Source organism: Nocardioides maradonensis (assembly GCF_054777115.1).
Map to the genome: position 1 here is coordinate 23,782 of NZ_BAAHAZ010000008.1, position 18,588 is coordinate 42,369.

The window sequence follows — 18,588 nt, forward strand, 5'->3', positions numbered from 1 at the left end:
GTGTTCTATTTTGCGACAACCGGCGCGCCGGTTCCCTGGGACACCGGCTCGCCGATCTTCCGGAACTCCAGCGCACCGTCGGCGTCGACCTCGCCCTTGTGCAGCTTGACGTCGGCGTAGTAGCTGTCGAGCTGGCGGAACGGGATCCGCTTGCCTTGCCGCGGCATGATCACGTCGCCGCGCTCGATGTAGCCCGAGGTCAGCGACTCCCCCATGATCGAGTGGTCGTCCGCGTCGTCGGCGCCGGCCTGGACCACGGCGTACTCACCGGGGTTCTTCTGCATCCGCGCCACGAGCTTGGAGAAGAAGCGGGCGAGCAGGTCGGCCTTGAGCGTCCACGAGGCGTTCGTGTAGCCGATGACGAACATCGCGTTCGGCACGCCGGTGAACATGGTGCCCTTGTAGAGCAGGTGGTCGTGCGTCTCGACCTTCTCGCCATCCACGTACATCTCCGCGCCGCCGAAGAGCTGGATCACCAGGCCGGTCGCCGTCACGACGATGTCGGCCTGGATCTCGTCGCCGCCCTCGAGCTTGATGCCGGTGGGCGTGAACGACGCGATCCGGTCGGTGACGATGTCGGCCTTGTGCGACTTCAGCACCCGGAACAGGTCCCCGTTCGGCACCACGCACAGCCGCTGGTCCCACGGGTTGTACCGCGGCGTGAAGTGCTTCATGTCGACCTTGCGGCCGAGCTGCGCCTTGATCTGCTGGAGCACGAGGCGCCGGGCCACGGCCGGCTTGCTCTTGGACAGCTTGTACATGCCGCGCTGGAGCGCGACGTTGCGCGCCCGGCCGATCTTGTAGCGGACGTCCGCGGGGACCTTGGCCTTCTCCAGGCCCAGCGCCACCGGGTCGTGCGACGGCAGCGACAGGATGTACGTCGGCGATCGCTGCAGCATCGTGACGTGCTCGGCCGCGTTCGGGCCGGACGCCATCGCCGGGACCAGCGTGATCGCGGTCGCGCCGCTGCCGATGACGACCACGCGCTTGCCCGCGTAGTCGAGGTCCTCGGGCCAGAACTGCGGGTGCACGAACTGGCCGGTGAAGGTCTCCTCGCCCGGGAACGTGGGACGGTGGCCGTTGTCGTAGTCGTAGTAGCCGGTGCAGCCGGCGAGGAAGCGCGCGGAGTAGGTCTCGGTGATCCCCTCGTCCGTCACGGCGGTGACGGCCCACCGGCCGGTGTCCGAGGACCAGTCGGCGCGGACGACCTTGCGGCCGAACCTGATCTTGTCCATCAGGCCGTTCTCGCGGGCCGTCTCCTCGACGTACCCACGGATCGACGCACCGTCGGCCAGCACCTTCGTGCCGTGCCACGGCTTGAAGTCGTAGCCGAAGGTGTACATGTCGGAGTCGGACCGGACACCCGGGTAGCGGAACAGGTCCCAGGTCCCGCCGATGGCCTGGCGGCGCTCGAGCACCAGCAGCGACGTACCGGCGTTGTCACGGGAGAGGTGCGACGCGACTCCGATGCCGGACAGGCCGGCACCCACGACGAGGACGTCGACCTCGACGGTGGGCTTGACCGAGGAGGCGCTCATGCGACACCCGCCTGACCGTCGAGGAGGCTCTGCACGCCGCCACTGCCCTCGAGCAGCACCTTGACGACCATGTCGGGGTCCTCGGGCATGGGCACGTGCCCGACGTCCTCCATCATCAGGTGCTCCAGCTCCGGGTAGGCGGCCGCGGCCCGCTTCGCCTGGTACGGCGGCAGCACGCGGTCGTGCTCTGCCCACGCGATCGTCACCGGGATGTGCGACGGGATCGGGCGGTCGAAGACGGTAGCCTGGCGGATCATCGTGCGCAGCGCGGGCCGGGCGCGCACCATGGCGCGCGCGTCTCCAATCATGAGCTCCGGATCGACCCGGGTCGGGTGCTCGTGCAACCAGCCGAGCATCGCGGCGCGACCGTACTTGTTGTGCGCCAGGGTCGGCGCGAGGGGCTGCGCGACCCGGGCGACGGTGACGACCGTCGCGAACAGGGCGCGGGTGTAGGCGAAGTCGACCGGGCCCTTCCAGAAGCCTGCCGGGGAGAGCGCGGTCGCACTGGCGACCAGGTCGTCAGCCGCGGCCTCGAGGGCGATCCGTCCGCCGAGCGAGTTGCCGCCGATGTGCGGGCGGTCCAGGCCGAGCTGGTCGAAGAACCCGACCAGCTCGTCGTGGAGGACCTCGGTGACCGGGCGGCCGTTGGTGACCAGGTCGTGCGACTGGCCGTGCCCGGGCAGGTCGAACAGGATGACCGTGCGGTGCTCGGCGAGCTGGTCGAGCACGGGGTACCACGCCTGACGGCGGTGGCTGATGCCGTGGACCAGGACCAGGGGCGCGCCGGAGCCGGCGACCTCGTACTTCAGCATGTCGCTTTCCCTCCGCCGCTCAGGCCGCAGCCGGGGCGGGCTCGCTGCGGTAGCGGGCCGGCCGGCCGTCGATCCGGAGCGCCTTCCACACCTTCCGCGAGACCGGGTTCATCAGACCCGACTCCTCGGCCAGCGTGCGGACGTCCGCGAAGATGTCGCGCAGCATCTTGGTGCCGTCCTCGCCGTCCCAGTACAGGTCGTCGACGACGTGCTTCGGGATGTCGTACGCCGCACAGAACTCCGGCGTCGGCTTCATGATCGCGTCGCCCAGGATCCGCATGACCAGCGGGAACAGGATCGACAGCGCGCCACGGCGCACCTTGCTCAGCGTGGGGACGGTACGCCGGAGGTACTCGTGCGCGAAGGAGATGTGCCGCGCCTCCTCGGCGACATGGATCTGCATGACGCGCACCATCAGCGGGTGCATGTCGGCCGAGTCGGCACCGCGCAGCACGGCCTTCTGGACGTGGTCGATCGGCTCCTCGCCGGCGAGGACGCCGGTGAAGAACAGCTCGGGCAGCAGCCGGCCGAAGACCGGGACGATCGGCTGGATGGCCCGAAGGAGCTTGCGCGCACCCTTGACGTCAGCGCCGATCCGGTTCACCAGCTCCTGGAACATCTGGGTGTGGTGGGTCTCCTCGGTGACCTCGTGCATGAGGTACCGGTACTCCGGGTCCTGGTTGTCCAGGGTGAAGACGTACTCCATGACGCCGCGGATCAGGACGCTCTCGAACTGGAGGCCGACCTTGGCGAGCTGGGCCTGGTAGGCCATGCCGATCTCGATCTGGCGCTCACGCGGGAGGCTGGTGTACCACTCGTGCCGACCGATGGGGAACTCCTTCGGCAGGATCCACCGGTCGTCGTCCTGCACCACAGCGAAGCGGGGCTCGTCCCACGCGATGTCGACGAAGGCGTCGAAGTGCTGGTTGACCGAGCCCTCGGAGAGCGTGCGGAGCAGCTCGTGGTACTCGACGGTGTCCTGGGACAGCGATGCGGTCGACATGATTTTCGGACCTCCTAATCCGCGGCCGTTCGGCCGGAGGAAACTTCCTCGTAACACGGACCATACTCACGGTATGCCTGCTTGCACAAGAGCTAGCGCTACAGCGTGTCACAAGTGACATGTACCCCAGCAAACGCCCGTAATGCCGGAAAGTTAGGCGCATTTCACAGTGCAATCCGAGCAAGCGCTACACCCTGTAGCGGGTACGGTGTGCGCATGCCTCACGTCGTGACCCAGTCCTGCTGCGCCGACGCCTCCTGCGTCCTGGCGTGCCCGGTGAACTGCATCCACCCCGCTCCCGGCGAGCCCGGGTTCGGCACCGCCGAGATGCTCTACATCGACGCCGCCGCGTGCGTGGACTGCGGTGCCTGCACCACGGCGTGCCCGGTGGGCGCGATCGACCACGTCTCCCGGCTCACGCCCGACCAGCTGCCCTTCGTCGAGCTCAACAAGGCCTACTTCGTGGCCGAGCCGCACGCGGACCGCACTCCCCTGGCCCACGTCGCGAAGACGTCCTTCGACGGCATCCGCCCGTTGCGGGTCGCGATCGTGGGCGCCGGCCCCGCCGGCCTGTACGCCGCCGACGAGCTGCTCAAGGTGCCCGGGATGACCGTGCACGTCTACGACCGGCTCCTCACCCCGCACGGGCTGGTGCGGGCCGGCGTCGCGCCTGACCACATCCGCACCAAGCGCGCCCAGGACCTGTTCGCGCAGATCGAGCAGGAGCAGGGCTTCGACTACCGGCTCGGCGTCGAGGTCGGGGTCGACATCAGCCACGCCGAGCTCGCGGCGGCGTACGACGCGGTGCTGTACTCCGTCGGGGCTGCCACCGACCGTCGTCTCGGCGTGCAGGGCGAGGACCTGCCCGGCAGCGTGTCGGCCACCGAGCTGGTCGCCTGGTACAACGGCCACCCCGAGCGCGCCCACGACACCTACGACCTCGCGACCGAGCGCGCCGTGGTCATCGGCAACGGCAACGTCGCGCTCGACGTGGCCCGCATCCTCACGCTGCCGCCCGAGCACCTGGCGCACACCGACATCAGCGACCTCGCGCTCGCCGCCCTGCGCGACAGCCGGATCGAGGAGGTCGTGGTCCTGGGCCGGCGCGGCCCCGAGCACGCCGCGTTCACGCTCCCCGAGATGATCGGCCTCTCCGGCGAGGACGACATCGACATCGTGGTCGAGGGCGAGATCCCCACGACCACCGCGAAGACCCGCCAGCTGCGCCTGCTCGCCGGGCGCAGCCCGCTCGGCGGCGGACGGCGGCGGATCGTGTTCCGGTTCCTCGCCGAGACCGAGGAGATCCTCGGCACCGACCGCGCGACGGGCGTCCGGCTCAAGGGCAGCGGCGAGGTCATCGAGGCGGGCCTCGTCATCCGCGCCGTGGGCTACCGCGCGCACGCCGTACCGGACCTGCCGTTCGACGAGGAGCGCGCCGTCGTCCCGAACGAGCGCGGGCGGGTGACCCCCGGCACGTACGTCGCCGGGTGGATCAAGCGCGGGCCGAGCGGCTTCATCGGCACCAACAAGACCGATGCGGCCGAGACCGTGGCGGCGCTGCTCGACGACGCGCGGGCCGGGCTGCTGACCGCACCGACGACTCCCCCGCCCGCCCTGGACGCCCTCGACCGGGCCGGCTGGCAGCGGATCGCGGCCGCGGAGCGCGCGGCCGGAGCGGCCGCGGAGCGCCCCCGGGTCAAGCTGCTCGACCGCGACGCACTGGGGGCGGCAGCGGCGCGGTAGCTACGCGGCCGGCAGGCCGAGGATGTGGCGCTTGATCAGCGCCATGTCCTCCTCGAGCGGCTTGAGCCGGAGGTCGACGACCTCGGCGAGGTGGTCCAGCTTGGTGTCGAAGGCGTCCATCCGCGACGCCAGCGCATCCACCCGCGAGGTCAGCGCGTCGCCGCGCCCACCGAGGCGCTCGCCCACGGCGTCGAGGCGCTCGCCGGGGGCGTCGATGCGCTCACTGAGGCGCTCGTCGCCGGCGTCCATGCGCGCGATCAGGCGCTGCTCCATCGGGATGAGCCGCTGGTCGAGCCGCTGATCGATCCGGTGGTCGAGCGCCTTGACCGCGTGCCGGAACATCGCGGCCATGCTCGCCAGCATGGTGGCGACGCCGACGAACACCGCGATCCACGTGTTCACGCTCTCCATTGTGCATCCTCCCGAGGGGCCGCCGACGCGCTCGAAGGTAGTCGTGCGTAACCCGCCCGCAACTGTCGCTCAGCAGATCTGTCGATAGGCTTCGGGCGTGACCGACGTGTTCCCGCCCCGCCGCGCTGCGCGCTGGGACGAGCACAACGCGAACCGCAAGGAGCTCATCGTCGACGCGGCGATCGAGGCGATCCAGGCCGCTCCGGAGGGCTCGGAGCCCAAGGTGCAGGAGATCGCGGAGCGTGCGGGACTGGTGCGGACGGTCGTGTACCGGCACTTCAACGGGCGCGAGGAGCTCAACCGCACCGTGCAGCGCCGCCTGGTCGAGCAGATGTACGACGCCATCACCGCCGGCCTGAGCCTCGAGGGCACGATCCCCGAGATCATCACGCGCACCACGGCGGCGTACGTGAACTGGGTGGCGGACAACCCCAAGCTCTACCTGGCCGCGACTCGCGACCTGGGCGACGGCAAGCCGAGCGAGGCCGCGCAGGGCATCGACCAGCTCGCCAGCCGGGTCATGTCGGTGATCAGCTTCGCGGCCGGGATCATCTCGAGCGAGGTCGTCATCGACGCCAAGCTGCTCGAGCCGATGGTGTACGGCGTCATCTCCCAGGCGCGCGGCATGGTCGAGCACTGGACCCGTACGCCGGCCGGCGCGCTCAGCCAGGATATCGTCATCCTCACGCTCTCCCGTTCGATCTGGTTCCAGATCCAGGGCTTCGCCGGCGACCTCGGCATCCCGCTGGCCGAGGACGTCCAGCTGCGGGACCTCTTCGGCCCGCCGGACGCGTACCTGAACGCGGCGGCGGAGCCCGAGGAGGCCTGAGGTCCTACGCCAGGACCTCCGCGACCTGGCGCACCTCGTCGGCGTTGCGGCAGCTGAGCAGCAGCGTGGTGACGCCGGTCGACTCCCACTGGGCGACGCGCTCCTTGACATAGCCGGCGTCGCCGATGATGTGCATGTCCTCGACCAGTTCGTCGGGGATCAGGGCCGTGGCCTCGTCGCGCTTCTGGGCGAGGAACAGCTCCTGCACCTGGTCGGTGATGGCGGCGTACCCCATCCGCTCGAAGACGTTCTTGTGGAAGTTCTGGTCCTTCGCGCCCATGCCGCCCATGTAGAGCGCGACGACCGGCTTCATCCCGGCGATGACCGCGCGGCGCTCCTCCTCGCTGGTGGTGATCTGGAGGTGGCAGGTGGCGGCGATCTCGAAGTCGTCGCGGGTACGCCGCGCGCCGGGTCGCGCGAAGCCCTCGTCCAGCCACGGCTGGTACATCCCGGCGCTCTTGGGCGTGTAGAAGATCGGGATCCAGCCGTCGGCGATCTCCGCGGTCTGCGCCACGTTCTTCGGCCCCTCAGCACCGAGCCAGATCGGCAGGTCCGCACGCAGCGGGTGCACGATCGACTTCAGCGGCTTGCCCAGGCCGACGCTGCCCGGGCCGTCGTACGGCAACGGGTGGTGCGGGCCGTCGTTGGTGACCGCGCCCTCACGGGCCAGCACCTGGCGGATGATCGAGACGACCTCGCGAGTGCGGGCCAACGGCTTCTCGAACGGTACGCCGTACCAGCCCTCGACCACCTGCGGACCGCTGACGCCCATGCCCAGGACCATCCGGCCGCCCGAGAGGTGGTCCAGCGTCAGGGCGTGCATGGCGATCGAGGTCGGCGTGCGGCCCGACATCTGCACGATGGACGTGCCCAGACGCACGCGCGAGGTCTCCCGGCCCCACCACGCCAGCGGGGTGAACGCGTCGCTCCCCCAGGCCTCGGCGGTGAAGATCGCGTCCCAGCCCGCGTCCTCCGCGGCGGCGACGAGCTCCGCGGTCCCGGTGGGCGGCTGAGCACCCCAGTAGCCGAGCTGCAGTCCGAGCTTCATGCGAAACCTCCGATGGTTGGTCGTTGAAACCGAATAGTAGAACGTGTTCTACTTGCTGTCATGAGCCGCACCCTGTCGGCACCCGTGACGGTGTCATTCGACTACACCCGATCCGTCGGCCCGGTCCTGGGCCGCTTCCTGACCGGTCTGCGCGAGCAGCGCATCGTCGGGGCGAGGCTGAGCGACGGCCGGATCGCCGTACCGCCGCCGGAGTTCGACCCGGTCTCACACCAGGCCGTGGGTGACTTCGTCGACCTCCCGGACACCGGCGTCGTCACGTCGTGGACCTGGGTGACCGAGCCGGTCAAGGGCCAGCCGTTCGACCGGCCGTTCGCGTTCGCGCTGATCACCGTCGACGGCGCCGACACGCCGTGGCTGCACGCCGTCGACGTCACCTCCCCCGACCAGATCGAGACCGGGATGCGGGTCCGGGCGCGCTGGGGCGAGGAGCGAGACGGTCTGATCACCGACCTGGTCTTCGAGCCCGCGGCCGACGAGGCGCCCGACGGCCCGCGGACCCCCGCGAACTACGCCGCGCCCGTCACCGGCATCGTCACGCCGGTCAGCCTCGACTACACCTACGCGGCCTCGCCGGAGGAGTCCGCGTTCTTCCGCGGTCTGGCCGAGGGTCGGATCCTGGGCCAGCGCTGCCCGGTCTGCCGCAAGGTCTACGTCCCGCCGCGGGCGGCGTGCCCGACCGACGGGGTCCCGACCGAGGAGGAGATCGAGCTCTCCGACACGGGCACCGTCACGACGTTCTGCATCGTCAACGTGCCGTTCCTCGGGCAGAGGATCACGCCGCCGTACGTCTCGGCGTACATCCTGCTCGACGGTGCGGACATCGCCCTGCAGCACCTGATCCTCGACATCCCCGCCGAGGAGATCCGGATGGGCCTGCGGGTGAAGGCGGTCTGGAAGCCCCGCGAGGAGTGGGGCACCACGATCGAGAACATCAGCCACTTCGCGCCGACCGGTGAGCCGGACGCGGACTTCGACAGCTACAAGCACCACCTCTGATCTCGATACACCCGCCGCTCGTCCCTCACGGCGGGCACTCGATCAACGGAAAGAAGTAGAGATGCGTGACGTTGCGGTCGTGGGCTTCGCCCAGCGACAGATGCAGGACTACGACGGGTCGCCGAGCTGCGGCGAGCTGCTCGTGCCGATCTTCCGGGAGTGCTACGAGCAGACCGGCTGGACCCGCAAGGACATCGGCTTCTGGTGCTCCGGCTCGTCGGACTACCTCGCGGGGCGCTCGTTCTCGTTCGTGTCGGCCATCGACGCGATCGGCGTGCTCCCGCCGGTCAACGAGTCGCACGTCGAGATGGACGCGGCGTGGGCGCTCTACGAGGCGTGGCTGAAGATCCAGACCGGCGAGGTCGACACCGCGCTCGTGTTCGGCTTCGGCAAGGCGTCGGCGGGAGTGCTCCGCCGGACGCTCGCGCTCCAGCTCGACCCCTACACCCTGACGCCACTCTGGCCGGACACCGTCTCCATCGCCGCGCTGCAAGCGCGGCTCGGCCTCGACGCCGGGCTCTGGGACGAGCGGGCGATGGCCGAGGTCGTCAACCGGTCGCTGACCGACGCCGAGAAGAACGAGTACGCCGTGCGCTCGGGCGGCTCGTCGGTCGAGGACCTGCTCCGCCGGCCGATGTTCGCCGACCCGCTGCGCAAGCACGACGCCTCCCCCGTCACCGACGGCGCGGCGGCGATCGTCCTGGCGGCCGGCGACCGGGCGCGCGAGGTGCGCGACCGCCCCGCCTGGATCAGTGGTCTCGCCCACGTCACCGACGCCCTGCATCTCGGCACCCGCGACCTGACCCGCTCCGCCTCGACCGAGCGCGCCGTCGCCGCGGCCGGCGGCGTGGACGGCGTCGACACCGCGGAGCTGCACGCGCCGTTCAGCCACCAGGAGCTCATCGTGCGCTCGGCGCTGGGGCTGGCCGACGACGTACGGATCAACCCGTCGGGCGGCCCGCTCGCGGGCAACCCGCTGTTCACCGGGGGCGCGATCCGGATCGGTGAGGCCGCTCGGCGGATCTGGGACGGCACGTCCGACAGGGCGCTCGCGACCGCGACCAGCGGTCCCGCGCTGCAGCAGAACCTCGTGTGCGTGATGGAGGCCCACCGATGAGCAAGACCCCTGCCGCCGTGATCGGCGTGGGCCAGACCCACCATCGCGCGAAGCGCGAGGACGTGTCCATGGCGGGCATGTGCCGCGAGGCCATGGACCGCGCGCTCGCCGACGCCGGCATGACCCTGGACGAGATCGACGCGATCGTCGTCGGCAAGGCGCCCGACCTGTTCGAGGGCGTGATGATGCCGGAGCTCTACCTCGCCGAGGCGCTCGGCGCGGTCGGCAAGCCGCTGCTCCGGGTGCACACGGCCGGCTCCGTCGGCGGTTCCACGGCGATCGTCGCCGCGTCGCTCGTGCAGTCCGGGGTGCACCGCAAGGTGCTGACCGTCGCCTTCGAGAAGCAGTCGGAGTCCAACGCGATGTGGGCGCTCTCGGTGCCGATCCCGTTCGTCATGCCGGTCCACGCCGGCGCCGGCGGCTACTTCGCCCCGCACGTGCGCTCCTACATCCGCCGCTCCGGCGCGCCGAACCACATCGGCGCCATCGTCGCCGCCAAGGACCGCACCAACGCGCTGAAGAACCCCTACGCGCACCTGCACGAGGCCAAGACCGTCGAGCAGGTCCTCGCCTCGCAGATGCTGTGGGACCCGATCCACTACGACGAGACCTGCCCGTCCTCCGACGGCGCCTGCGCGCTCGTCATCGCCTCCGAGGACGTCGCCGCCGCGTCGCCCAACCCGGCCTGGATCCACGGCACCGCCATGCGTTCCGAGCCGACCTCCGCGGCGGAGCGGGACCAAGTCAACCCGCAGGCGGGTCGCGACGCATCGGCGTACCTCTGGAAGCAGGTGGGGATCACCGACCCGCTCGAGGAGATCGACGTCGCCGAGATCTACGTGCCGTTCGCGTGGTTCGAGCCGATGTGGATCGAGAACCTCGGCTTCACGCCCGAGGGCGAGGGCTGGAAGCTGACCGAGGCCGGCGAGACGAACCTCGGCGGGAAGCTGCCGATCAACGTGTCCGGCGGCGTGCTGTCCTCGAACCCGATCGGCGCCTCGGGCATGCTCCGCTTCGGCGAGGCGGCCCTGCAGGTGCGCGGTCTCGCGGGCGAGCACCAGGTCGACGGCGTACGCCGGGCGCTCGGCCACGCCTACGGCGGCGGGTCGCAGTTCTTCTCGATGTGGGTGCTCGGCGCCGAGAAGCCGAGCAACTGATGTCGGAGCCGGTCACGGAGTTCGTCCGCGAGGAACGCCATGGCGTCGACGGCGAGGTCGCGGTGGTGACGCTGGACCGCCCGGAGCGGATGAACTCCATGGCCTTCGACGTGATGGTGCCGCTCCGGGAGCGGCTGGCCACGCTCAGCGGCGACAACGACGTGCGGGCGGTCGTCCTCACCGGCGCCGGAGGCGCGTTCTGCTCCGGTGCCGACCAGAGCGGCGAACGGGGCCGGATGCCCGGCGTCACCGGCCTCACGGCCGTGTCCGTCGCGCTTCGGGCGATGGAGATCCTCGACGAGCTGATCCTCACGCTGCGGCGGCTGCACCAGCCGGTCATCGCGGCGGTCAACGGACCGGCCATCGGCGGCGGGCTCTGCCTGGCGCTGGCGTGCGACGTGCGAGTGGCCGCGGAGTCGGCGTACTTCCGGGCGGCGGGGATCAACAACGGCCTCACCGCCTCCGAGCTCGGCCTGTCCTACCTGCTGCCACGCGCGATCGGGCACTCCAGGGCGGCCGAGATCATGCTGACCGGGCGCGACGTCACCGCGGCCGAGGCGGACCGGATCGGGCTCGTCTCCCGGGTCGTGCCCGACGGGACCGCCGTCGACGCCGCCCTGGAGACCGCCGCCTCGATCACCCGGTGGAGCCGGCCCGGCGTGGAGCTCACGAAGAAGACGCTGTGGGGCTCGCTCGACGCGTCCAGCCTCGAGCAGCACATGCACGCCGAGGGCACCGGTCAGCTGCTGATCCGGCTGATGACGCAGAACTTCGAGGAGGCCGTCGCGGCCCGCCAGGAGAAGCGCACTCCGGTCTTCCGGGACTGATCAGGGATCAGGGCGGGTCGAGCGGGAGCTCGAGCGCTCCCCACGCCTCGGCCGCTCCGGCGTCGTGGCCGGGGTCGATGCCGATGATCCGGCCGCCGCTCAGCACCGTGGTGGTGTGGCGGAGCGTGCGGTCGACGACGACGCCGGGACCGCTCCGTGGTGGAGCCTCGCCCTCGGGCCAGCGCACCGAGCTGCTGTGGCCGTGGACCTGGCTGAACGGCAGGGGGTGGTCGCGCCACCCCGCCTCCAGCTCGGTGTCCGCGGCCGCCCACAGCGGACCGGCCGCCGCGTCGACGACCCCACCGTGGACCTGGCCGGCGCGGATCAACCGGTCGTCGCCACGGCGGAGCATGTCGTTGAGCGCGCCGGCGGCCGCGGAGGCGTCGTCCGGCGCACCCAGGAACAGCCGCCAGTACTCCCGGGTCAGCCCGGCATGGGTGACCAGGAAGGTCTCGCCGCCGGACCGGAACGCCACCGCCGCCCGCAGCACGCCGTCGTGCCACCAGCCGCTGACGGTGCCCGCGGCCCGGCGGTCGAGCCGCTCGGACAGCCGGAACTGCGGCCCGTAGACGTAGAACGCCTCGTGGTTGCCGACCAGCTGGACCCACCGCTCCGGCGTACGCCGCAGGTGGGAGTCCACCAGCGCCACGACCCCCGACGAGTCCGGGCCGCGGTGCACCAGGTCACCGACCTGCACCACGACCAGGTCCGCGGGGATCTCCCCCGCACCGCCGTCGGGTACGCCGAGCCGGCCCAGCTCGGCCGCCAACGGGTCGAGGTGCCCGCCGACGTCGCCGATGAGGGCGATCCGTCGCGTCATCGCTCCGGCGCCGTCCACGAGTCGGGCTCGGCGTACGTCGACACGTTGTCCATCCGCCGTTGGACGACGGCGACCTCGTGCGCGGCCCGGACGATGATGCTGCGGTTGATCGGCGAGAGCGAGTCGAGCCGGATCACGTCGGTCGGCGGTCGCCCCTGCGACAGCTCGCGCAGCTGGTAGCGCAGCCGGAGGCGCTGCAGCACCTGGAACACCTCGTCGAGCGCACCGGCCTGCGGCCCGGGCAGGATCGCCGTACCTCCGGCGACCTCCAGCCGCTCGGTGGTCGAGAGCACCGAGGAGCCCGCGCTCAGGGCCGCCCAGCGCGCCAGGTTCACGATGGGGAGCAGCGCGTTCTCCTTGACGTCGAAGACCTCGCGGCGCACGTTCAGCAGGTCGCGGACCGACCGCCGCCGGGCGCGCTTCGCGAGCGACTCGTGGAGCAGGAGCCGCATCGTCCCGGGATGGGTCCTCAGCTCGCCGAAGACCCGGGACACCTCCGGGAGGCCGGGGTCACCGTGGATCGGCCGCGCGTCGACCAGCAGCGAGGTCATGATCGCGCCCTGGTCCCGCTCGGGACTCGCCAGCCAGCGGTGCGCAGCGTCCCGCCACTCCCGGTTCGTGCGGGCGAACGCCCGGCGGGCGGGGGTGGCTCCGTGCGCGTCGACGGACAGCCCCAGCGACGCCAGGAGGTCGTCGATCTCGCCGAAGGCGGCCAGGTAGCCGTCGATCCGCGCCTCCGGCACCGCGTCGTCGAACGCGACCGCGGCGTCGACGTCGGAGCTGGGCACGGCCTCGCGGCGGCCGTTGCTGCCGAGCGAGAGCCAGGTGAACGCGTCGACCGAGAGGTCCCGGTGTCCGGCGAGCACCAGACCGATCGCCCGGCGCACGATCGTGTCGATGATCGCGGAGTACTCGGCGATGACCCGGCTGGACGCCAACCCCTCGTGGAGCAGCTCGCTCAGCAGCAACGGCGTCTGGGCGGTGAGGGTGCGCAGCTCCTCGACCGACTCCGCCTGCTGCAGCCGGTCGTGCAGCGGCACCTCCACCGGCCGTCGCTGCCGCCCCACCGCCTTGCGGGCGATCTGCGCCGCGAGGAACTCCGCCCCGGCCGCCGAGGTGAACACCGGCGCCACGAGCTCGCGCGGGATGCGCGCCACCACGGTGTCGGTCCCGGCGACCGCTCGCGGACCGATCGCGCCTCCGGTGAGCATCGAGGAGAAGCCGAACAGGCCACCCGGTCCGAGCACCTCGTCGGGGGCGTCGGTGAAGCGCTCGGCGTCGTTCCACACGTCCATCCGGCCCTCGACGACCACCCAGACCGCGTAGTTGGCCTTGGTGAACGCGTCGAGGACCAGCGCCCCACGCGCATAGCGACGTACGCGCGCGGCCCGGGCGGCGGCGGACACGACCTCGTCCGAGGCCGAGCTGAACGGTGGGTGGGACCGGAGGAACGACTCCAGTCCCTCGGCATCGATCATCCTGCGTCGATCATCCTGGGTTGGTCACTCGGTGCCGGGTGTCGGCGCCGACGGGATCGTGTAGCCCGACGGCCCGACCGTCTTCTCCAGGGCCTTCTTCCACGCGCCCGAGTCGATGTACTGGGTCAGGGCGGCGTTCACCCGGTCGACCATCGCCGTGTCGCCCTTCCTGACCCCGACCCCGTAGAGCTCGTCGGTGAAGCCGTCCCCCACGACCTTGAGCTTGCCCTTGTACTGCGGGCTGGCCGCGTAGCCGGCGAGGATGACGTCGTCGGTGCTGACCGCGTCGACCTCCCCGGCGGCGAGGGCGGCCACGCAGTCCGAGAAGCGGGGGTACTCCCGCAGGGTGATGTCGCCCTTGTAGTGGTCCTCGATGTACTTCGCCGAGGTCGTCCCGATGACCGAGCAGAGCACCTTACGGTGCAGCGTCGTCGGCCCGGTGATGGTGTCGTCGTCGAGCCGGACCAGCAGCGACTGGTGGGCCTCGAAGTACGGCCCGGCGAAGTCCACGACCTTCTTCCGCTCGTCGGTGATGGAGTACGTCGAGAAGACCAGCTGCACCGACCCGTCCTCGAGCAGCTTCTCCCGGTTGTCCGGGGTCGCCTCCACCCACGTGATGCCGGACGGCTGGACGCCGAGCGCCCCGGCGACGTACGTGGCGGTCTCGTAGTCGAAGCCGCTCAGCGTGCCGTTCGGAGCCTTGAATCCCAGGCCGGGCTGGTCCTCGTCGATGCCGATGGTGAGCTTGCCGCCCGGCACCGTGGCGCTGCTGATCACCGTGGGGGACGGGACGGCGGGCGTCCCGCACCCCGCGACCAGGGCCGATCCGAGGAGCGCTGTCGCGACGGCGACCGCCGCCTGCTTGATCCGCATCGCTCTCACACCTCCGGCAGATCGGTGATGTCGGTGTCGAACTCGTTCGCACCGCCGTGGGCGTCGGCGTACCTCGGGCCGGTGTCGGTCCACACCGATCCCATCTGGCCACCGGTGTTGCGGACGACGGCGGGCCGGACCACCACCCAGCCGATCCCGAGGAGCAGGGCCAGCACCGGGATCCCGATGATCACCACGATGAAGTCGGTCTTCTGCCAGAAGTACGGGCTCGACTGCCAGCCGGAGACGGCCATCCCCACGATCACGAGAGCGAGGAAGGCGAGACCGATGTAGCTCGTCCACGGCGACCCGGGAGCGCGGAAGGAGCTCGGCGGCACCACGCCCAGGTCCGAGAGCCGTCGCAGCCGCAGCTGGCACAGGAAGATCGTCGCCCACGTGAACACGACGCCGATCGACGCCGCCTCGAGGGCGACGTCGAACGCCTGTCCCGGAGCGACCGCGTTGAGGACGATGCCGAGCACGAACACCACCGACGTCATCAGGATCCCCGCCCACGGCACACCCGACGCGCTCATCTTCAGGGTGAAGCGTGGCGCCTGCTTCGCGATGCCGAGGCTGCGCAGCACGCGGCCGGTGGAGTAGAGGCCGGAGTTGAGGCTGGACATGGCGGCGACGATCAGGACGGCCTGGATGACGTCGCCCATCCAGCTCATGTGCATGCGCCCGAAGACCGACACGAAGGGGCTGATGCCGGCGACGTACGTCGAGGTCGGCAGCATCGAGCAGAGCAGCAGGATGGAGCCGACGTAGAAGACCGCGATCCGGAAGATGACGGCGTTGACCGCCTTGGGAACCTCACGCGCCGGGTTCTCCATCTCGCCGGCGGCGACACCCACCATCTCGATGGCGGCGTACGCGAAGACCACTCCGGACATCACCAGAATGGGGCCGTACCAGTAGAAGCCGTCGCCGGTCGGCCAGAACCCGCCCGGGTTGTTCCACAGGTTCTGGAAGCCCGCGGTGTGGTCGCCGACCTTCAGGCCGCCGATGACGACGACCAGCCCGACCGCCAGGAAGATGACGATCGCGGCCACCTTGAGCAGCGACGCCCAGAACTCGAACTCGCCGAACGCCCGCGCGGACAGCAGGTTGATGCCGAGGACGACGACGAGCGCCACCATCACGCTGATCCACTGGTGCAAGGTCGGGAACCAGTGCTGCATGTAGAGGCCCACGGCCGACAGCTCGGCGATCCCGGTGAGGGCCCAGTTGAGCCAGTACATCCAGCCGGTGACGTACGCCGCGCCCTCCCCGTAGAACTCCCGCATGTAGGAGACGAACGCGCCGGACGTCGGGCGGTGCAGCACCAGCTCGCCGAGGGAGCGCATCAGGAAGTACGCGATGACCCCCACGAAGGCGTAGCTGATCAGCAGGGCGGGTCCGGTGGAGTGCAGCCGGGAGGCCGATCCCAGGAAGAGGCCCGTGCCGATGGCACCGCCGATGGCGATCATCTGGACGTGCCGACGCCCGAGGCTCTGCTTGTAGCCGACCTGCTCGGCGTGCAGCGAGCCGCCGGATCCCGGGCCGCCGATCGGGGTGTCGCTCTGAGTCGCGGTCATGGCCGTCCCTCCCGACGGTCACGAGGTACGAGGACCCGAGACCGGTCCGGTTGCAGTTGTCAGTGGTCCTGGCGGGCCACCCTTTCCGTGCGTCCCAGCATCCTTCACCCGCCGGGACGGGCACGACAAGGCCCCCCGTGCGTCGGTCGGGTTACAGCTGGTCCGGGGCCCGGGTCTGATCCAGCTCCTCCGCCCACAGGGCGTGTTCCTCGGCCGCCCACGCGGCCGAGACCCTGCCGGTGCGCATCCCGCGCATCGCCTCGCTGTCGGACAGCGCGTAGCCGACGTGTCCCAGCACCAGCAGGCCGACCGCGAGCGCCGACCAGTCGTGCACGAACGTCGCGCCGGTGCGCCAGGTCAGGCGGACCAGCGACGGGTAGTACATCAGCAGCCCGGTCCCGAAGAGGACCAGGATCGCACCGGCCGCGAGCGCGGCGTTGAGCTTCTGTCCGGCGTTGAACTTGCCCACGCGGATCGTGCCGTCGCGCCGGGAGCGCGAGCGCAGCCACCGCCAGTCGGACCTCGTGAAGCGGTTGAGGCGCGCGATGTCGCCGCGATAGGCCCGGGAGACCATGCCCACCAGCATCGGAGCCGGCAGGGCGAAGCCGCCGTACACGTGGATCTGCTCGACCAGTCGGCGATGACCGACCGCGATGCCCAGCGAGCCGTTGTACAGGATCGCGGCGGTGACGATGCACGTCAGCATCAGCAGCGCGGTGGTCCAGTGCACGACGCGGACAGCCACGCCGAACCGACGTACCGCAACCACCACGGCGATCCTCCTAGCCCTCGATCGTCCCGTCGATGGGATAGCCGCGCGGCTCCCAGTAGCCCGGGATCTCCGTGGTCGTCAGCTCGATCCCGGAGAGCCACTTCGTGCTCTTGTAGCCGTACATGTCGGAGCAGTACATCCGGACCGGGCCACCGTGGTCATGGGTCACCGGAGCACCGAGCATCCGCAGCGCGACGATCACTCCGGGCCGCATCGCCTCGGCCATGGTGAGGCTCTCGGTGTAGGTGCCGTCGAACGAGGTGAACCGCACCGCCGTCGCCTGTGCGGTCGGGCGGGCGCGCTCGATCAGCACCGACAGCGGTACGCCGCTCCACGCCACGTCCGGGACCCGCCACCCGGTCACGCACTGGAACTCCTCGACGAAGGAGGTCTGCGGCAGCGCGTGCAGCTGCGCCAGCGAGTACGACGACGCGCGCGCGACCTCTCCGGACACGGCCAGCCGGTACGCCGCGTCCGCGACCGTCGGGACCCCGCCCGTCACCGAGTAGTAGCGGAAGGAGTCGCCGAGCGGGATGAGCGAGGTCAGGCCGGTCGGGTCGTGCATCTCGAGCGTGCCGAGCCAGCTCGACAGCCGGTCCTGGACCGTGCTGCCGACGACCACGCCGGCGGCGCCGAGACCGAGCAGACCCAGGACCAGGCGTCGTCCGACCGGGGCGCCCTCCGGCCGTCTAGGCGGACGGTCCCCGGGTTCCACGCCACACCCCGAGCAGACCGGCCACCACGATGACCGGTCCGGCGACCGACCAGAACGTGGTGTTGCTCATCGGGCTGCCCCCGAGCACCCCGAAGCCCTGCAGGCTGAAGATCGCGCCGAAGAAGGCGACCACGACCCCTCCGACGACCAGTGCGGGGCTCCGCATGCTGTCAGCACCTCCTGGCGAGGACACGAGGTGACGCGCGGTTCGGTTCAGAGCCGGCCCACCTCACCAGCGTACGCCGGTGCCAGACTTGCGCCGATGACGTCAGTCTCGCGACCTCCGGAGACGCGGTCCTCGCATGGTCGCGCGGATCTCGTTCTCTCGGCGCTGCTCGTGGTGATGGGGGTCTACACGCTCGCGCTGTGGCCGCTCACGCCGGCGCTGATCGGGTCGCACCCGCTGCTGCTGGAGGTCCTCGGCGGGTCGAGCGCCGCCGAGGTGACGGTCGGCGCGCACAGCCGGTTGGGTGATCTGCCGCTGTGGGCGGCGATCCTCGCCGGGGTTCCGGGCAGCATGATGTTCGACTGGGTCTTCTGGTGGGCCGGGCGACGGTGGGGCGACCGGGCCCTCCACCTCTTCCTGGGCCGCGGCACCTCGCCGCGCGAGGTCACGCGGCGCGAGGCACGCATCGCCCGCCTCGAGCGGGCAGCGGCACGATGGGGCTGGGCGCTGGTCCCGTCGGCGTACTACCTCCCCATCCCGTCGCTGCTCGTGTACGTCGGCGCAGGGCTGTCCGGGATGCGGCTGCGGACCTTCCTCGCCCTGGACCTGCTGGGCACCGTGCTGTGGGTGGGACCGGTCGTCGGACTCGGCTACGCCATCGGCAAGCCGGCCGTCGACGTGA

General features: G+C 70.8%; 19 protein-coding genes and 1 pseudogene. 7 read left to right on the top strand and 13 right to left on the bottom strand.

What is annotated here, in order from left to right:
- Positions 1 to 5 precede the first annotated feature (5 nt).
- The 3 genes from ACYVAQ_RS10895 to ACYVAQ_RS10905 are packed head-to-tail and all read right to left on the bottom strand — an operon-like array spanning position 6 to position 3,353.
- Complete coding sequence (locus ACYVAQ_RS10895; RefSeq protein ID WP_460789249.1) at positions 6 to 1,538, bottom strand: flavin-containing monooxygenase; 1,533 nt, start codon at positions 1,536 to 1,538, stop codon at positions 6 to 8.
- Positions 1,535 to 2,350, bottom strand: coding sequence for an alpha/beta fold hydrolase (locus tag ACYVAQ_RS10900; RefSeq protein ID WP_460789251.1), 816 nt, complete (start codon positions 2,348 to 2,350; stop codon positions 1,535 to 1,537). The genes ACYVAQ_RS10895 and ACYVAQ_RS10900 overlap by 4 nt, the downstream gene beginning before the upstream one ends.
- Before the next feature lie 19 nt (positions 2,351 to 2,369).
- Positions 2,370 to 3,353 (bottom strand): AurF N-oxygenase family protein, encoded by a 984-nt coding sequence (locus tag ACYVAQ_RS10905; RefSeq protein WP_460789253.1) that lies wholly within the window; start codon positions 3,351 to 3,353, stop codon positions 2,370 to 2,372.
- A 216-nt stretch (positions 3,354 to 3,569) separates the two neighbouring features.
- Between ACYVAQ_RS10905 and ACYVAQ_RS10910 the strand changes: the two genes are divergently transcribed.
- A complete protein-coding gene (locus tag ACYVAQ_RS10910; RefSeq protein ID WP_460789255.1) occupies positions 3,570 to 5,096 on the top strand; it encodes an FAD-dependent oxidoreductase in 1,527 nt (508 codons plus the stop codon).
- Here the strand turns inward: ACYVAQ_RS10910 and ACYVAQ_RS10915 are convergent, their stop codons facing one another.
- Complete coding sequence (locus ACYVAQ_RS10915) at positions 5,097 to 5,498, bottom strand: hypothetical protein (RefSeq protein WP_460789257.1); 402 nt, start codon at positions 5,496 to 5,498, stop codon at positions 5,097 to 5,099. It lies immediately after the preceding gene.
- Between the two features lie 106 nt (positions 5,499 to 5,604).
- Between ACYVAQ_RS10915 and ACYVAQ_RS10920 the strand changes: the two genes are divergently transcribed.
- Complete coding sequence (locus ACYVAQ_RS10920; protein WP_460789259.1) at positions 5,605 to 6,336, top strand: TetR/AcrR family transcriptional regulator; 732 nt, start codon at positions 5,605 to 5,607, stop codon at positions 6,334 to 6,336.
- A gap of 4 nt (positions 6,337 to 6,340) precedes the next feature.
- On the opposite strand, the gene ACYVAQ_RS10925 is transcribed toward ACYVAQ_RS10920, so the two are convergent.
- A complete protein-coding gene (locus ACYVAQ_RS10925; RefSeq protein ID WP_460789260.1) occupies positions 6,341 to 7,384 on the bottom strand; it encodes an LLM class F420-dependent oxidoreductase in 1,044 nt (347 codons plus the stop codon).
- Between the two features lie 60 nt (positions 7,385 to 7,444).
- On the opposite strand from ACYVAQ_RS10925, the gene ACYVAQ_RS10930 reads away from it, so the two are divergent.
- The 4 genes from ACYVAQ_RS10930 to ACYVAQ_RS10945 all read left to right on the top strand — a co-directional run bounded on the left by ACYVAQ_RS10930 (position 7,445) and on the right by ACYVAQ_RS10945 (position 11,502).
- On the top strand, positions 7,445 to 8,401 hold the full coding sequence (locus tag ACYVAQ_RS10930; protein ID WP_460789262.1) for a Zn-ribbon domain-containing OB-fold protein: 957 nt from the start codon (positions 7,445 to 7,447) through the stop codon (positions 8,399 to 8,401).
- A gap of 61 nt (positions 8,402 to 8,462) precedes the next feature.
- The gene (locus tag ACYVAQ_RS10935) at positions 8,463 to 9,518 is read left to right on the top strand and encodes a thiolase domain-containing protein (RefSeq protein WP_460789264.1); all 1,056 of its coding nucleotides are present in this window, start codon (positions 8,463 to 8,465) and stop codon (positions 9,516 to 9,518) included.
- A complete protein-coding gene (locus ACYVAQ_RS10940) occupies positions 9,515 to 10,675 on the top strand; it encodes a thiolase domain-containing protein (protein WP_460789266.1) in 1,161 nt (386 codons plus the stop codon). The genes ACYVAQ_RS10935 and ACYVAQ_RS10940 overlap by 4 nt, the downstream gene beginning before the upstream one ends.
- Positions 10,675 to 11,502: an enoyl-CoA hydratase gene (locus tag ACYVAQ_RS10945; protein ID WP_460789268.1), complete on the top strand. Its 828-nt coding sequence runs from the start codon at positions 10,675 to 10,677 to the stop codon at positions 11,500 to 11,502. The genes ACYVAQ_RS10940 and ACYVAQ_RS10945 overlap by 1 nt, the downstream gene beginning before the upstream one ends.
- Positions 11,503 to 11,509: 7 nt before the next feature.
- Here ACYVAQ_RS10945 and ACYVAQ_RS10950 read toward each other — a convergent pair whose 3' ends face one another.
- From ACYVAQ_RS10950 to ACYVAQ_RS10985, 8 genes are all read right to left on the bottom strand, one after another.
- On the bottom strand, positions 11,510 to 12,322 hold the full coding sequence (locus ACYVAQ_RS10950) for a metallophosphoesterase (RefSeq protein ID WP_460789270.1): 813 nt from the start codon (positions 12,320 to 12,322) through the stop codon (positions 11,510 to 11,512).
- On the bottom strand, positions 12,319 to 13,800 hold the full coding sequence (locus ACYVAQ_RS10955; RefSeq protein ID WP_460789272.1) for a putative nucleotidyltransferase substrate binding domain-containing protein: 1,482 nt from the start codon (positions 13,798 to 13,800) through the stop codon (positions 12,319 to 12,321). The genes ACYVAQ_RS10950 and ACYVAQ_RS10955 overlap by 4 nt, the downstream gene beginning before the upstream one ends.
- A gap of 24 nt (positions 13,801 to 13,824) precedes the next feature.
- Entirely contained in the window at positions 13,825 to 14,673 is an 849-nt protein-coding gene (locus ACYVAQ_RS10960; protein ID WP_460789274.1) for a glutamate ABC transporter substrate-binding protein, read from the bottom strand.
- A gap of 5 nt (positions 14,674 to 14,678) precedes the next feature.
- Positions 14,679 to 16,253 carry an amino acid permease gene (locus ACYVAQ_RS10965; protein WP_460789275.1) on the bottom strand — a complete coding sequence of 525 codons (1,575 nt, stop codon included), beginning with the start codon at positions 16,251 to 16,253 and terminating at the stop codon, positions 14,679 to 14,681.
- Positions 16,254 to 16,404: 151 nt separating this feature from the next.
- Positions 16,405 to 17,022, bottom strand: a complete 618-nt coding sequence (locus ACYVAQ_RS10970; RefSeq protein WP_460789278.1) for a cytochrome b/b6 domain-containing protein — start codon at positions 17,020 to 17,022, stop codon at positions 16,405 to 16,407.
- Positions 17,023 to 17,035: 13 nt separating this feature from the next.
- On the bottom strand, positions 17,036 to 17,740 hold the full coding sequence (locus tag ACYVAQ_RS10975) for a molybdopterin-dependent oxidoreductase (protein ID WP_460789280.1): 705 nt from the start codon (positions 17,738 to 17,740) through the stop codon (positions 17,036 to 17,038).
- Positions 17,715 to 17,906 (bottom strand): hypothetical protein, encoded by a 192-nt coding sequence (locus ACYVAQ_RS10980; protein WP_460789282.1) that lies wholly within the window; start codon positions 17,904 to 17,906, stop codon positions 17,715 to 17,717. The genes ACYVAQ_RS10975 and ACYVAQ_RS10980 overlap by 26 nt, the downstream gene beginning before the upstream one ends.
- Before the next feature lie 185 nt (positions 17,907 to 18,091).
- On the bottom strand, positions 18,092 to 18,373 hold the full coding sequence (locus ACYVAQ_RS10985) for a hypothetical protein (protein ID WP_460789284.1): 282 nt from the start codon (positions 18,371 to 18,373) through the stop codon (positions 18,092 to 18,094).
- Between ACYVAQ_RS10985 and ACYVAQ_RS10990 the strand changes: the two are divergent.
- Positions 18,261 to 18,500, top strand: a pseudogene (locus ACYVAQ_RS10990) (DedA family protein); the annotation flags it as partial. The gene ACYVAQ_RS10985 and the pseudogene ACYVAQ_RS10990 sit on opposite strands and share 113 nt — an antisense overlap.
- Positions 18,501 to 18,588: the final 88 nt, after the last annotated feature.

Bases quoted from the DNA above. Each gene is read 5' to 3' on its own strand.
- ACYVAQ_RS10895 (WP_460789249.1), bottom strand. From the start codon at position 1,538: ATGAGCGCCTCCTCGGTCAAGCCCACCGTCGAGGTCGACGTCCTCGTC.
- ACYVAQ_RS10900 (WP_460789251.1), bottom strand. From the start codon at position 2,350: ATGCTGAAGTACGAGGTCGCCGGCTCCGGCGCGCCCCTGGTCCTGGTC.
- ACYVAQ_RS10905 (WP_460789253.1), bottom strand. From the start codon at position 3,353: ATGTCGACCGCATCGCTGTCCCAGGACACCGTCGAGTACCACGAGCTG.
- ACYVAQ_RS10910 (WP_460789255.1), top strand. From the start codon at position 3,570: ATGCCTCACGTCGTGACCCAGTCCTGCTGCGCCGACGCCTCCTGCGTC.
- ACYVAQ_RS10925 (WP_460789260.1), bottom strand. From the start codon at position 7,384: ATGAAGCTCGGACTGCAGCTCGGCTACTGGGGTGCTCAGCCGCCCACC.
- ACYVAQ_RS10930 (WP_460789262.1), top strand. From the start codon at position 7,445: ATGAGCCGCACCCTGTCGGCACCCGTGACGGTGTCATTCGACTACACC.
- ACYVAQ_RS10935 (WP_460789264.1), top strand. From the start codon at position 8,463: ATGCGTGACGTTGCGGTCGTGGGCTTCGCCCAGCGACAGATGCAGGAC.
- ACYVAQ_RS10940 (WP_460789266.1), top strand. From the start codon at position 9,515: ATGAGCAAGACCCCTGCCGCCGTGATCGGCGTGGGCCAGACCCACCAT.
- ACYVAQ_RS10945 (WP_460789268.1), top strand. From the start codon at position 10,675: ATGTCGGAGCCGGTCACGGAGTTCGTCCGCGAGGAACGCCATGGCGTC.
- ACYVAQ_RS10950 (WP_460789270.1), bottom strand. From the start codon at position 12,322: ATGACGCGACGGATCGCCCTCATCGGCGACGTCGGCGGGCACCTCGAC.
- ACYVAQ_RS10955 (WP_460789272.1), bottom strand. From the start codon at position 13,800: ATGATCGATGCCGAGGGACTGGAGTCGTTCCTCCGGTCCCACCCACCG.
- ACYVAQ_RS10960 (WP_460789274.1), bottom strand. From the start codon at position 14,673: ATGCGGATCAAGCAGGCGGCGGTCGCCGTCGCGACAGCGCTCCTCGGA.
- ACYVAQ_RS10965 (WP_460789275.1), bottom strand. From the start codon at position 16,253: ATGACCGCGACTCAGAGCGACACCCCGATCGGCGGCCCGGGATCCGGC.
- ACYVAQ_RS10980 (WP_460789282.1), bottom strand. From the start codon at position 17,906: ATGCGGAGCCCCGCACTGGTCGTCGGAGGGGTCGTGGTCGCCTTCTTC.
- ACYVAQ_RS10985 (WP_460789284.1), bottom strand. From the start codon at position 18,373: ATGCGTGCCTCGCGCCGCGTGACCTCGCGCGGCGAGGTGCCGCGGCCC.